Annotated in this window: 9 protein-coding genes; 4 read left to right on the forward strand and 5 right to left on the reverse strand. The window is 69.3% G+C overall.

All coding sequences use genetic code 11. The features are described 5' to 3' along the window. The first annotated feature begins 28 nt into the window (after nucleotides 1-28). Genes dnaE through ML539_RS14245 form a run of 4 tightly spaced genes read left to right on the forward strand, consistent with a single transcriptional unit; the run spans nucleotide 29 to nucleotide 6,489 of the window. Nucleotides 29-3,658 (forward strand): DNA polymerase III subunit alpha, encoded by a 3,630-nt coding sequence (dnaE, locus tag ML539_RS14230; RefSeq protein WP_243324947.1) that lies wholly within the window; start codon nucleotides 29-31, stop codon nucleotides 3,656-3,658. Between the two features lie 28 nt (nucleotides 3,659-3,686). Continuing rightward, the gene (locus tag ML539_RS15730) at nucleotides 3,687-4,406 is read left to right on the forward strand and encodes a helix-turn-helix domain-containing protein (protein ID WP_243324949.1); all 720 of its coding nucleotides are present in this window, start codon (nucleotides 3,687-3,689) and stop codon (nucleotides 4,404-4,406) included. Nucleotides 4,407-4,445: 39 nt separating this feature from the next. Further along, nucleotides 4,446-5,945: a sigma-54 dependent transcriptional regulator gene (locus ML539_RS14240; RefSeq protein ID WP_243324951.1), complete on the forward strand. Its 1,500-nt coding sequence runs from the start codon at nucleotides 4,446-4,448 to the stop codon at nucleotides 5,943-5,945. A gap of 22 nt (nucleotides 5,946-5,967) precedes the next feature. Then, complete coding sequence (locus tag ML539_RS14245) at nucleotides 5,968-6,489, forward strand: hypothetical protein (protein ID WP_243324953.1); 522 nt, start codon at nucleotides 5,968-5,970, stop codon at nucleotides 6,487-6,489. Nucleotides 6,490-6,496: 7 nt separating this feature from the next. On the opposite strand, the gene ML539_RS14250 is transcribed toward ML539_RS14245, so the two are convergent. From ML539_RS14250 to lon, 5 genes are all read right to left on the reverse strand, one after another. Further along, a complete protein-coding gene (locus ML539_RS14250) occupies nucleotides 6,497-8,518 on the reverse strand; it encodes a transglutaminase domain-containing protein (protein WP_243324954.1) in 2,022 nt (673 codons plus the stop codon). After that, the gene (locus ML539_RS14255) at nucleotides 8,515-9,687 is read right to left on the reverse strand and encodes a transglutaminase-like domain-containing protein (protein ID WP_243324956.1); all 1,173 of its coding nucleotides are present in this window, start codon (nucleotides 9,685-9,687) and stop codon (nucleotides 8,515-8,517) included. Before ML539_RS14255 ends, ML539_RS14250 begins: the two co-directional genes overlap by 4 nt. Nucleotides 9,688-9,744: 57 nt before the next feature. Then, nucleotides 9,745-10,692, reverse strand: a complete 948-nt coding sequence (locus tag ML539_RS14260; RefSeq protein ID WP_243324957.1) for a YihY/virulence factor BrkB family protein — start codon at nucleotides 10,690-10,692, stop codon at nucleotides 9,745-9,747. A gap of 8 nt (nucleotides 10,693-10,700) precedes the next feature. Beyond that, nucleotides 10,701-10,901, reverse strand: a complete 201-nt coding sequence (locus ML539_RS14265) for a hypothetical protein (protein WP_243287799.1) — start codon at nucleotides 10,899-10,901, stop codon at nucleotides 10,701-10,703. 877 nt (nucleotides 10,902-11,778) lie between these two features. Beyond that, complete coding sequence (gene lon / locus ML539_RS14270; RefSeq protein WP_243324958.1) at nucleotides 11,779-14,292, reverse strand: endopeptidase La; 2,514 nt, start codon at nucleotides 14,290-14,292, stop codon at nucleotides 11,779-11,781. Nucleotides 14,293-14,306: the final 14 nt, after the last annotated feature.

The raw sequence follows: 14,306 nt of genomic DNA on the forward strand, positions 1-14,306 counted from the left end.
CGCGGCCGATCCGGCGGAGAATGGGGGCATGAGCTTCGCCCATCTCCACCTGCATACCGAGCACTCGCTTCTCGACGGCCTGACCCGCATCCCCGACCTCATCAAGAAGTGCCGGGCCAGCGGCATGCCCGCCGTGGCCGTCACCGACCACGGGAACATGTTCGGGATGATGAAGCTCTACGACGCCTGCGAGAAGACGAAGGATGCCGAGGGCACCTGGGCCGTGAAGCCCATCCTGGGCTGCGAAGTCTACGTGGCTCCCAAGACCCGCTTCGACCGGAAGCTCGAGGCCAAGAACCTCACGGGCGAGGAGGGCCTGGAGGACTGCGTGGACCCCAGCGGCAGCCGCGACGCGGGCTACCACCTGGTGCTGCTGGCCAAGAATCCGAAGGGGTTCGCCAACCTCTCGAAGCTGGTGTCGGCAGGCTTCACCGAGGGTTTCTACTACAAGCCGCGGATCGACAAGGACATCCTCCGCGAGCACAGCGAGGGCCTCATCGCGCTCTCCGCGTGCCTTGGCGGCGAGGTGCAGGCGCGCATTCTCCAGAATCGCCTGGACCAGGCCGAGCGCGTGGCCCGCGACTTCCGCGACCTCTTCGGCGAGGACTTCTACCTGGAGATCCAGGACCAGGGTTTCGACAAGGAGAAGGAGATCATCCCCTTCCAGCAGCAGCTCGCAGAGCGGCTGGGCATTCCGCTGGTGGCCACCAACGACGCCCACTACCTCAACCACGAGGATGCCGACCTGCACGACACCCTGCTCTGCATCGGCACGAAGACCACCAAGGCCAAAGAGAAGCGCATGCGGTTCTCCACGGACCAGTTCTTCGTGAAGACGCCCGAGGAGATGCGGGCCGTCTTCCCGGACCACCCTGAATATCTGGAGCGCACGCTCGAGATCGCCGCCAAGGTGGACCTGTTCCCCATCACGCGGAAGCCCGTCACGCCCCAGTTCCCCGTGCCCGACGGCTATGACCTGGAGGGCTATTTTGTCCATGTCGCCAAGGAGACCTTCGAGGCCCGCATGGCCGAGTGCCGCCCCCGCTGGCAGGCCGGCACGCTGAAGCATCCCGAGGCGAAGTACCGCGAGCGCCTGGCCTTTGAGCTGGACATGATCCTCAAGATGGGCTTCCCCGGCTACTTCCTGCTGGTCTGGGACTTCATCCGCAAGGCCCGCGAGATGGGTGTGCCCGTGGGCCCGGGCCGCGGCTCGGCCGCCGGCAGCATCGTGGCCTGGTCGATGATGATCACCGACATCGACCCCATGCAGTACGACCTGCTCTTCGAGCGGTTCCTCAACCCCGAGCGCGTCTCCATGCCCGACGTGGACATCGACTTCTGCCGCGACGGGCGCCAGCGGGTCATCGACTACGTCACGGAGAAGTACGGCCAGGACAAGGTCAGCAACATCGTCACCATCAACCAGCTCAAGACCAAGGCCGTCATCAAGGACGTGGCGCGGGTCTTCGAGAAGGACTTCGCCTTCGCCAACAACCTCACCAAGCTGGTGCCCCAGGAGCCCGGCAAGCCCATCACCGTGGGCGAGGCGCTCGAGAAGAGCGACAAGCTCCGCGAGCTGTACGAGAGCGATCCCGAGGTGAAGAACATCCTCGACATCTCGGCCCGTCTGGAGGGCCTGGCCCGCAACACCGGGGTGCACGCGGCGGGCGTCATCATCGCGCCCGACGAGCTGACCCAGTTCGCGCCGCTGTCCATGGACAAGGACAAGAAGGTGATGGTGCAGTACACCATGACCGAGGCCGAGCGCGCCGGCCTGCTGAAGATGGACTTCCTGGGCCTGGAGACGCTCACCCAGATCGCCAAGACCCAGGAGGTCATCGAGCGGCGGCACGGCAAGCCGCACGACATGAGGTCCATCCGCACCTTCGACGACAGGAAAACCTTCGAGCTCTTCGCCGCCGGCGACACGGATGGCGTCTTCCAGTTCGAGTCCGGCGGCATGAAGCAGCTGCTCCGCCAGCTGGGCCCCGACCGCTTCGACGACCTCATCGCGCTCAACGCCCTCTTCCGCCCGGGCCCGCTGGGCGCGGGCATGGGCACCACGTACGTGGAGCGGCGCCACGGCCGCGAGCCCGTGACCTACATGTTCCCGGACCTGGAGCCCATCCTCTCCCCCACCTACGGCGTGATCCTCTACCAGGAACAGGTCATGCAGATCGCCAGCCTCGTGGCCGGATACTCCCTGGGCGAGGCGGACATGCTGCGCCGCGCCATGGGCAAGAAGGACAAGGAGAAGATGGCGAAGGAGAAGACCAAGTTCATCGAGCGGGGCGCCGCCCGGGGCTACGACAAGGCCAGGGTCGCGGAGATGTTCGACCTCATCGAGTACTTCGCGGGCTACGGCTTCAACAAGAGCCACAGCGCGGCCTACGCCATGGTGGCCTACGAGACCGCCTACCTGAAGGCCAACTACCCTGTGGAGTTCATGGCGGGCCTGCTCTCCACCAAGTCCGGCCGCACGGACGACGTGGCCAAGTACGTGCAGAACTGCCGGGAACGGGGCATTGAGGTGCTGGGGCCGGACATCAACGAGTCGGCGCTCGATTTCACCGCGACCGGAGATCGGCAGATCCGTTTCGGATTTGCTGCGGTGAAGGGGCTTGGGGAAGCCGCGCTGCAGGCCATCCTCGAAGCGCGCGAAGCCGAAGGCGGCTTCAAGGACCTGTTCCACGCGCTGAAGAGCACGGACCTCTCGAAGGCCAACCGCAAGGTGTGGGAGTCCCTCATCAAGGCCGGTGCCTTCGACAGCCTGGAGCCCAACCGGGCGGCGCTGGTCCAGGGCCTGCCGGACGCCATCTCCGCGGCCTCCCGCGGCACCGGCGATACGGGCATGACCAGCCTCTTCGACGACGCGGAGATGGCCACCCTCAGCGAGGACTGGCGCGTGCCCGAGGGCATCGAGCCCTGGGACCGCCGAACGCGGCTGGCCGCGGAGCGCGAGGTGCTGGGCCTCTTCGTCAGCGGCCATCCCCTCGAGGAGTTCGCCGACGCCATCCAGGTGCATACCCACGGCACCCTGGCCAAGATCCTGGAGGACGTGGCCGCCGGGCGGCTGCGGGACCGCGGCGAGGTCACACTGGGCGCCATGGTCAGCACCGTGGCCTTCAAGACCAACCAGAAGGGCGAGCCCTGGGCCATCCTCCAGGTGGAGGACCTGGCCGGGAAGATGGAAGTGCTGCTCATGGCCAGCAAGTGGGATCCCCTCACCAAGAAGGCCACGCTGCGCCCCTTCGAGCGCTACCGGCACCTGGCGGTGCCCGAGGCCATGCTGCGCATCACGGGCGAGCTGCGGGTGGAGACCCTCCAGGCCAACGGCAACGGAAACGGGGATGCCGAAGAGGAGGAAGAGCAGACCGTGGTGAAGGTCTTCGCCACCGTGCTGGAGCCGCTGGAGACCTTCCAGGGCCAGGGCTTCACCGGGGCGCTGGTGCGGCTGCCCGTGGGCGAGTGCCCACCCCGCCTGGAATCGATCCTCAAGGACCACCGGGGCGACCTGCCCGTGACCTTCGAGTACCGCTCGAAGGAGGGCCTGGTGGCCCGCGTCCGGGCCGGCCGGGACCTGCGCCTCAAGCACGACCCCGACCTGGCGGAACGGCTCGCCAAGGACACGGGCTGCACCCTCACCTGGACCTACTGATGCCCGGAACCCCGGGCGCGGAGTCCCCGTGATCCCCCTCTTCCTGCTGCCCGGCTTCCGCCGCTGGGGCGCCCATCTGGAGGCCCTCCTGGCGCGGCCGGAGGGCTTATGGGTCCACGGCCCGGCGGGATCGGGGGTCTCAACGGTCGCAGCAGAATTTGCCCTTCGCCAAAATCGGTCCTGGTTCGAAGCCGCTTCGGTGGAGGAAGGCGCCGCCTGGGCCGCCATCCACCCCGGAAGCGTGGTGGCGGCCCGGGGCCCGATGCCCGCCGGCTTGACCTGCCTGGAGTTGCGCCTTCCCGCCCTGGACGAGGATCCCGACTGCCTTCCCGGGTTGCTGGCGGCCCTGGCGGAGGAGGAGGGCGTTCCTGCGCCCTGGCCTCCGGCCCTGGGGGCCCTGCCCTGCCCCGGCAACCTCCGGGAGCTCCGCAACCGGATGCTGCGTTGGAAGCTCCTGGGCCAGCTGCCGGAGCCCGAGCCGGCCGGCCCGCCCAGCTTCGAGGCCGAGGACATGGCCACGAACCTGCACGACCTGGAACGCTTCCTCCTGCACCGGGCCCTGCGCCGGGCCTACGGCAACCGCGTGGAGACCGCCCTCCGCCTGGGCGTGAGCCGCCGCCAGCTCTACCTCCTCATCCGCCGCCACGGCGATCCGGTCCGGGGCGAAGCGGCCTCCGGGGACCTGCCCCAGCGGATGAAGCGGCGCAGATCGGCACAAAACTCCAGTCTGGACACCGACGCCCGATAACGGGGGCGTGGCCAGCCGGCCACGCATGGATGACCAGCTATGGCGACTCCCCTTCGGGTACTGGTGGTGGACGACAATCCCACGATGCGGGACGGACTCGCCCTGGGCCTGAAGCGGGCCGGCTTCCCCGTGGAGCTGGCCCGGAACGGCGAGGAGGCCTTGCGCCGCATCCATCCCGGCACCTTCGATCTCGCGGTGGTGAGTCTCCACCTGTCCGGCATGGGCTGCCCGCAGTTCCTGGCCCGCCTCAAGGCCGTGGATCCCGCCCTGCCCGTCCTCCTCACCACCGGCCCCGGCGAGTCCGGGGAGGCCCTGGCCCTGGGCGCCTTCGACGTCCTCCCCCAACCCTTCACCCCTGAGGAACTCACCGCCGCCATGCAGAAGACCCTGACCTCCGAGGAACACCTCCAGACCACCGAACCCGCCGAAGCCCCCCTCCTCCTCACCCGGGATCGGGCCCTGGGCGAGGTCCTGGCCCTGGCCCGCCGCGCCGCGGACAGCCGCGCCACCATCCTCATCCAGGCCGAGCGCGGGGCCGGCAAGGAGATGCTGGCCCGCCTCATCCACGGGTCCAGCCCCCGCCACAGCGGCCCCTTCGTGACCTTCAACTGCGCCGCCCTCCCCGAAGACCTGCTGGAAGCGGAGCTGTTCGGCCTGGAGAAGGGCGGCCGCCCCGGCTCCGCCGCGAAGACCGGCGCCTTCGAGCAGGCGGATGGCGGCACCCTGGTGCTGGAGGCCGTCGAGGCCCTTCCTCTCGGCCTCCAGGATCGCCTGCTGCGGGTCCTCCAGGACCGGACGGTGGAGCGCGTGGGCGGCAGCCGCGCCATCCCCGTGGATGTCCGCCTCATCTCCCTCAGCAGCCGCGACCTCCTGGCGGAAGTGAAGGCGGGCCGCTTCGCCGAGGATCTCTACTACCGGCTGAACGTCATCCCCCTGAACCTGCCCCCCCTGCGGGAGCGGCTGGGCGACCTGGAACTGCTGGCCGCCCATTTCGCCGAGCGCTGCGCCCGGGAGAACGACCGGGCGGTGCCCAGCCTGGCGCCCAGCTTCCTCGCCGCCCTGGCCCGCCACCCCTGGACGGGCAACCTCCGCGAGCTGGAGAACGTCATCCAGCGCTGCGTGGTCCTGAACCAGGGCCACCGCCTCAGCCAGCAGGATCTCCGCTGGCTCCTGCCTCCCGAGGCCTTTGAAGGCCTGCCTGCCGATCCCCTCCAGGACGCCGCCGGGTCCTCCTGGGCCCCGCCCGCCCCGGACACCCCCCAAGGTGAGGAGAGGCCGCTTCCCCCGGGCGCCGTGGTGGCCGATCCTCGCAAGCCCCTGGTGGGCTTGGCCCTCGGCACGCCCGTCGTGCTGCCCCTGGGCCTGAGCCTGCCGGAGCTGGAGCGCTTCTGGCTGCTCTCGACGCTCAGCGCCCTCAAGGGCAACCGCACCCACTCCGCGGCCCAGCTGGACATCGCCCTCCGCACGGTGCGGAACAAGATCAACGAATACAAAGCCGACGGCTTCGTCATCCCGCCGAGCACGCGGGGAGGCGAGTAGGCCGCCCCTGGCTGGAGCCCCCATGCCCCTGCGCATCAGCCTGGCATTCCTCTGCCTCTCGATCGGCCTCCCAGCCTCCGCCCAGGACATCGCGCCCTTCAGGGCCCAGGAGGTGAAGCCCTACCGCGCCCAGGAGCCCGCCGCCGTCCAGCCCCGGCCCTCCCCGCGCCGGGAGTCCCCGGCTCCCGCCCAGGCCTCCTCCGTCTTCTTCGGCACCTTCGGCCTCGCCGTCCCCGGCGTGGCCTACGGCTGGGACAACCACGCCACCCAGACCCGCACCAACGTGGTGGCGGCCGGCACCCTCACGAAGAGCAGCCTCCGCGTGAACCCCGACGGCACCTACGAGTGGAACAGCGCCTGGGACGGCCGCCTCATCCGGGGGCGCTGGGTCTCCCACCGGGACGGCATCCTCCTCCAGAACGGTCAGGAGAAGAAGGACTGGGTCATGGGCCGCCTCCCGAATCCCAGCGGTTCTGCCGTGGTCTACCTCTACGACGGCAACTCCATGACCTACCACGGGACCCCGAAGCCCGGCGGGCGCTGACCGGCGCCTACCGCGCCCCGGCCGCCAGCGCCTCCCCGTACCGGCTGTCCCTGAGGATCCCCTCGAAGTCGCCGGAAGTGAGGATCTCCCGGATGGCGCGCGCCTTGTCCTTGGCCTGGGCGTAGTAGGCCTGGGCGATGCGGAAGCCCATGAAGTAGCCGAGGTCCGCCGGGCGCCCCTCGCGCTGGCTGCTGCCGTAGAGCCAATGGGACGCGTCCGTTCCCGCCATCTCTGCCCGGAACTCCCGCCAGAGCTCCGCCTCATGGGCGTAGCCGTAGGCGTAGGCGGCCTGGTTGAAGGTGCCCTCGGCGACGAGCGAGGCCAGGAAGTCCGCCGAACCCTCGTGGAAAGCCTTCCCCAGCAGCGTGCGCGCCTCATGGGTCTGCTGGAAGTGGATCAGCTCGTGGGCCACGATGCTGGGCAGGTCCTCGGGGGCGTGGAGGACCTCCCGGTGCCAGGGGCCCATCTCGTCCAGGGGCACGCCCGGTCCCCGGCCGAAGAGGTCGACACCCAGCAGCAGGCCGTTAGAAGACGAGGTGCCGCCCGAGTTCATGGCCCCCACCACGAAATAGACATCCGGGAACATCGCGTCGGCATAGAGCGCCTTGAGTGCCCGGAAAGACTTCCTCGCCACGGCCTCCACCCCGGCGGCCTTCCGCGTGTTCTCCTGGATGGCGGCGAAGTAGCGAGGGTGCCTCTGGATGGCGTCGAGCAGGTTCGCGGCGCTCCGGATGCGGTTCGGAATGAAGTCCTGCAGGCCGACACTGCCCTGGTCGAGGTACTCGCGTCGCAGGAGACCCACGGGGTCCGCCGAATCCGGGAGCTTCGCGTAGGCCTTCCAGAAGAGATCCACATCGGTGGTGATGAACCTCGCCCCATCAGGGTCCGAGTGAACGGCTCGGAAGTTCCGCGCGTTGGCCTCCGCCGCCGCCAGCACCCTGGACCAGCGGGGGTCCGCGTGAAGTGGGGCCAGGTCGGTGTCTTCCTGAAGGAGGGAGTCCTCGCGAAAGCCCCGCTCCAGGGCCTTCTGGAGCAGACCGAAGGCGGCCTCTCCCTGCCCGGCCAAGGCGTGGGCGCAAGCGCCCTGGTAGGGGTGCTGGGAACCCTTCAGTCCCGCGGCAAGAGCCTGCTCATAGAGACCTGCCGCGCGCAGGTAATCCTTGGCGAAGAGGGCCCGCTCCCCCTGCTGGGCCAGTTCCGCCGCCGAGGGGGCCAGCCATGTCTGGGCCTGGACCCGCAGTGCCGCATAGGCCTCGGCCAGAGCCGACAGGGTTCCGCCTTGTTCGTGCAGGTCCTCCATCCCGCGGAAGGCGCCGGAGGCATGAGGCTCGAGGGCGCGCACAGCCTTCTCCCAGGCGGGCCAGGCCGGCAGGATGCGGACCCGCCCGCCCTCCATGGCGCCGAAGGCCTTGAGAAGGTAGGCCTCGCTGCGGGCCTCCGGCGGCCTGCCTGGCTGGACGGCCTCCACGAAGACCGGGGCGATCATGTCCGCCACCGCCTCGGGCCGGGCGCCGAAGCCCAGCCGGGCCGCGGCCCAGGCCTCCCCGCCCACCACGCCCAGCGCGGAATCCGCCGGGAACCAGGCCCCGCTGGCGGGGTCCCGCACCTCCAGCCAGCGGTGGTCGTTGTGCCGGTAGCCGAAGACGCTGAACCCCTTCCCGCCCTCGGCCACCTTGGCCCGGGCCGAGGCTTGGCGCCGCTCCGAGGGAGCCTGGAGGTTGATCTCCCGCACCCAGCGGGCCTCAAAGCCGCCGGCCTTCAGCAGGTCCGCGAGCACCTTCGCATGGTCCGCGCAGTTGCCGCTGCCCCGGGCCAGGATCTCGTCCACGGTTCGAGTGCGGTAGTCCGTGGCCACCCAGGGCATGCGCTGGTGGAGGTGGTCCACCAGGGCCCGCACCCGGGCCTCCGCCGTCCCCGGCCGCGCCAGGACGGCCAGGGCCTCGGCCCGGGACAAGGCGGGAGTCGGCGCCGGCGCCTCCCGGGCGACCAGGAGCGCCGGCAGGAACAGCAGCAGGCCCAGGCCCCTCACGGCCGGGCCCAGAAGGCGGCGGGATCGTGGGTGATGAGGCCTCCGGCGGCATCTCGGGCAGGCCGGGCCGGGAAGCCGAGGCCGTCCAGCGTCACGTAGTGGCGCTCGGAGCGGGATTCGTAGCCGTAGGCGCTCTCCATCGGGCAGGTGATCCGCACCAGGTTCTTGGCCATGTAGGCCTTGTAGGTGGCCGGGCTCTCGGGGCGCCCGTTCCAGTTGGCCCCCTTCGAGAGTTCCAGAGGCCCGCCGGAGATGAGGCGCTCGCGCACCTCGGCGATGGCGAGGGGGCGGCCCTGGCCGTCCGTGAAGTACGCCTCCATGGTGGGGTCCATGTAGAGCCACTGGCCCAGGTCGTCGGACCACACGGTGGTGATCACATGGCAGTCCGGGTCCTTCTCGTCCAGGGGCTGGCAGGTGACCTGGCGGGACTTGAAGCCCATGGCGAGGTAGGCCTCGTTGAGGATGGTGGCCATCATGCGGCAGTTGATCCCCCGCTTCTCCGCGCGGCAGACCTCCAGCAGGTGCAGGGCGTTCATGGGCTCGGGGTTCTTCGAGCTGCCGTCGTGGCGGACCTGGGCGTGGACCCAGCGCATGAGGTTCACGATCCGCTCGAACTCGGGCCCTTTCCCCGCCACCTCGTCCAGGCGGCAGGTCTTGCGGAGGGCGGCCAGGTCCGCCGCGTTCGAGGCCTGGTAGGTGAAGGCGGGAACCGGAAGGCCCGCGGGCCCGTAGTCCTTGAACCGCCGGAGGATGCCCACATAGTCCCCCCGCTCGCGGACGATGCCCTCCAGCCAGAGGAAGCCCGGCTCCTTCCGCAGGGAATCCAGGTCCGAGTCCGCGCTGAGGGTGGCCCAGTCCTTGAGGCCTTCCCCAACCGCCGTGCCCAGGTAGGCCAGGGCCTCGCCGCGGCGGCCCAGGAGCGAGGCCGCGCAGGCCATGTTGTAGTGCACGCCGGCCCGGGTCTCGGCGGCGAGCTGCGCGAAGCCGGGGGACTGGGCCCGGGCGGCCAGGACCTTCAGGGCCTCCTCGAACTTCTTCCCCTTCCACAGGTCCTGGATGCGGGCGTTCTCCGCCTGAAGCTCCTGCGGCGGCGGCGCCTGGGCGGGCAGAACGGTCGAAATGAGCACAGCGAAAGCCAGGCCCAGCGGGGCCAGCCGGAATCGGCGCATGGGGTCCTCCCGGTCATGGGATCCGATGGACCGTCTACGGGGAGGTCGGGTGCCGGGTTAGAGGTCCTGGGGGTGGGTGGAGGGCCCCTCTGTCTTCCCACGCAGCCAGGGCGGTACGGCGATGGCGCCGGTCTCGTGGCGGTAGAAGGCCGCGGTGATCTCGGCACCCAGGAGCAGGATGGCGCAGCTGTAGTAGAGGAAGATGAGCCCCGCGACGATGCCCAGCAGCGAGCCGTACATGATGCCCCAGGTCATGGTGTGGCGGAGGTAGATGCCGAATCCCCACTTGGCCAACCACCAGAGGGCGGTGGAGATGCCCGCGCCCAGGAAGGCGTGCTTGAACTTCACGTGCAGCCGGGGCAGGTGCTGGAGCACCACCGTCACCACCACCAGGCCCAGGATGGGCGCCAGGTAGGGCAGGAGATCCGTCTGCCTCGCGGGCAGGAACTTCCGCAGGGCGCCGCCCACCAGGAGGGCGAGGAAGACCACCAGGGTGAGCAGGCCCACCACCAGGAACGTCACCTGGCGCAGCAGGTGGTTCTTGCGGGTCTGCCGGTGCTTCTTGATGCGCAGGCCGAAGACGTGAGCCAGGCTGGTGTCCAGCTGGCTGATGCCCCAGTAGCTGCCGAAGAGGAGCACGCCCCAGGAGAGTCCCATGCCGCCGATCCGCTGACTGTTGGCCACGGCGTCCACGACGAACTCGCGGGGCAGGTAGGGCACGATCTCCTGCAGCGTCTTCAGCGTGGCCGGCCCGTAGGCGCGGCTGCCCAGGACGGCGCCCAGCAGCTTGAAGAGCAGGGTGGACAGGGGCACCAGGCTGACGATCAGCCAGAAGCTAAGCCCCGCGGCGTAGCTCAGGCAGTCGTCCTTGTGGTACTTGCCCAGCACCTCCATGGTGAAGGCCCCGGCCCGGCCCAGGGGCGGCACCGCCCGGGCGATCTCATGCCAGATCCGCTCCAGGGTGGCGACCAGGTTCGCCCAATTACCCAGGACCTTCTCGACCACGGCGGCTCCTAGAAGCGGACGGGATGCCGGGGCAGCAGGTACATCAGCCAGGCCAGCGCCAGGCCGATGCCGATGAGACCCGCCGCATGCTTGAGGATCGAGGCCCGCGTCCGCTCCGGCCGCGTCGTCGGATGAAGGAGCCCCAGCACCAGGGAGATGCCGAGCCCCATGACGACAAAGTGGATGACGTGGCTGGAGAGAAAGCGCATGGGGAAAGGGTAGCAGGAACAGGCTCACGGCCTGGTTGAGGGCCGCTCATCGCCCTCAGATCGAAAATCCTTGAAGGCTCCCCCCTGCAAGCAGCCCCATCCCGGCAGGGATCAAGCCTTCGCAGCGCGCCGGGTCGCGGGCTTTGGACGGGCTTTTGTGGGTTTCCGCGCAGGCTTTGCCGCAGCCGTGCGCCGGGCCCTGGGGGCCATGGTTTCCACGTAGGCCGCAGCCAGCCTCCGGAGAGCTTCAGAGGGTGCGATGCCCTGAGTCTCCGCTGCTGCGGCGAAAGCCTGCTTGAGGGCCCGGGGGGCCCTGAAGCTCATGTTCTCGACCTCATCTCGGGTCTCACCTTTCCTGGGCCGCCCCATCTGAACCTTGATGGGCGCTCCCCACCATTCAGGGTGCGCCAGCAGTTCCTCCGCCTCGGCCACCCGGTCAGCCAATGGCTTCTTCCGCTCCCCTGCCGGCATGTCCTGGACCTGTTCCATCAGCTCGTCCCAATGGATCGCCTTCGCCTTCTTCGAAACCATCACACCCCTCCTTTCTTCTTGTCTAACTTCCGGTACCTGTGCCCGGTGACGGGCTCCAATAGGCCTTTCCGTCGGTCGAGAACCTCACACACCAGTTGGTACCCCTTGCCTTCGACGATGCCTTCGAACACCAGCCGCCATGGATGGCTTGGACTTCGAAACACCGTAAACTCGCCGCTTCGCATCAGGGCCTCGAAGGGTTCCGTGCCCAGTCCGTGTTTATGGCGAAGCTTGGCCACAACGAAGTCTGGCCACACCAAAGTTGGAATTGAACTCATCCCCGGTCCGCCTCCCGGGGTAAGTGTGGGGCACTTGCGTCCGCAACGCCACCTAAAGTGTCAGACACTTATTGCGCCGTCGCCGGATTCTCGCGGCCGGGACCGGCGGATTCGGCCCCCAGGGGCTGGGGCATGCGGGTGAGGGCCAGCTGGATGACCTCGTCCATGTGGCTGACGAGGTGGATGCTGAGCTGCTCGCGCACCTCGGCGGGGATCTCCTCCAGGTGCCGGGCGTTCTCGCTGGGAATGAGCACGGCCTTGCGGCCCTGGCGGTGGGCGGCCAGGAGCTTCTCCTTGAGGCCGCCGATGGGCAGCACACGGCCCCGCAGGGTCAGCTCGCCCGTCATGGCCAGGTCCGCTCGCGCGGGGATGCCCGTCAGCACCGAGATCAGGGCCGTGGCCAGGGTGATGCCGGCACTGGGGCCGTCCTTGGGGATGGCGCCCTCGGGCACGTGGACGTGGAGATCCACGCTGTCCAGGAAATCCCGCTTCAGGCCCAGGCGCTCGGCCCGGGCGCGGACGTAGCTCAGGGCCAGGTTGGCGCTCTCCTGCATGACCTCGCCCAGCTTGCCCGTGAGCTTGAGGACGCCCTTGCCGGGCAGCACGGCGGCTTCGATGGTGAGCAGGTCGCCGCCCGTGGGCGTCCAGGCCAGGCCGTTCACGAGCCCCGGTGGGGCCGTGTCCTCGGCGCGGGTCTCGAGGAACTTCTCGGGGCCCAGCAGCTTGGGCACGCGCTCGGCGGTGATGACGGGATCGAAGGCCTCTCCCTTTTCGGGCTGCAGCGTATGCCGGGCCAGCTTGCGGAGGATGTTGGCGATCTCGCGCTCGAGCTGGCGCACGCCCGCCTCGCGGGTGTAGTCCTGCACGAGCTTCTCCAGGGCGGCGGGCTCGAAATGCACGCCCAGGTCCTTCATGCCGTGGCCCTCCAGGGCCCGGGGCAGCAGGTGCTGCTCGGCGATGGCCAGCTTCTCCTTGGTGGTGTAGCCCGAGAGCTCCAGCACCTCCAGGCGGTCCTCCAGCGGCTCGGGAATCTGGTGGCGGATGTTGGCCGTGGCCAGGAAGAGCACCTGGCTGAGGTCGAAGCCCACGTCCAGGTAGTGGTCCTGGAAGTTGGCGTTCTGCTCGGGATCCAGCACCTCCAGCAGGGCGGAGCTGGGATCGCCGCGGAAGTCCGAGGCCATCTTGTCGATCTCGTCCAGCAGCATGAGCGGGTTGCGGACTTTCGCCTTCTTCATCAGCGAGATGATCCGGCCCGGCATGGAGCCGATGTAGGTGCGCCGGTGGCCGCGGATCTCGGCCTCGTCGCGCACGCCGCCGAGCGACAACCGCACGAAGGGCCGGTTCAGGGCCCGGGCGATGCTGCGGGCCAGGGAGGTCTTGCCCACACCGGGAGGGCCCACCAGACAGAGGATCGGTCCGCGGAGGGGGGGACGGTTCTCGCCCTCGGAGACCTTCGTGGACGCGGCGGACGGGCTTTGCCCGGCCTCCGCGTGGGGGAGCACGAGGGGGGACGCAGAGGACGCAGCGCGTCCGGGCGGTCCCCCTTCGTTCATGTCAGACACCTTCTGCAGCCGCGCCATGACGGCCAGGTGCTCCAGGATGCGGGCCTTGATCTTGTCGAGGCCGGAGTGGTCCTCGTCGAGCACGCGCTCGGCCTCCATGAGGTCCAGGCGCTCGTCGGCCATGGTGGTCCAGGGCAGGGCCAGCAGCCAGTCCAGGTAGGTGCGGCTCACGGTGGCCTCGGCGCTCTGGGGCGGCATGGCCTCCAGGCGCTCCAGTTCCTCCAGGGCCTTGGCCCTGGCCTCGGCGCTCATGCCGGCGGCCTCGATCTGGTCCTTCAGCCGGGCGAACTCGTCCTTCTCCTCCTTCTTGCCCAGCTCCTGCTGGATGACGCGCATCTTCTCGTTCAGGACGTACTGCTTGTGGTCCTGGTCCAGGCGCTGCCGGGTCTTCTCGTCCAGGGTGCGGTCCACCTCGGAGCGGGCGGCGTCCAGCTCCAGCAGGCGCATCATGGCCTCGAGGCGGGGCCCGATCTCGAGCTGATCGAGGATCTCCTGCTTCTGCTTCACCTCGGCCGGCAGGAGGCCGGCCACAGTGTCGATGGCCTTGCCCAGGGGCAGCTCGCGGATCTGGTCCATGCTGAGCAGCCGCGAGGCATCGGAATTGCGGCCCAGGAAGGCCTCCACCGCCTGGTGGAAGGGCTGGAGGGATTCGGTGGGGGGCTGGGTGGGCTCGGCCAGCAGGTAGGCCTCGGCCTGGATGATCTCGCCGCTGTCGTCATAGCGGCGCAGGCTCACCCGGGCGATGCCCTTCACGCCGACCTTGTAGTAGTCCTTGGGCAGGGCGAGGACGGATTCCACCAGGGCCAGGGTGCCGATGGGGTAGAGGTCGTCCTGGCCCGGTGCCTCCACCTTGGCGTCCTTCTGCGTGAGCATGAGCAGGTGGTCGCCGGCCTTGATGGCCAGCTCCAGCGTGCGCACCGAAGCCGAGCGGCCCACCACGAAGGGCACCCGGGCGCCGGGGAACAGGACCATGTCCCGGATGGGGATGGCCGGCAGGGTCAGGGTCTTCGGTACCGCCAAAGGTCTTCCCTTCT

Source organism: Geothrix sp. SG200, from assembly GCF_022808935.1.
GTDB classification, from domain to species: Bacteria; Acidobacteriota; Holophagae; order Holophagales; family Holophagaceae; genus Geothrix; species Geothrix alkalitolerans.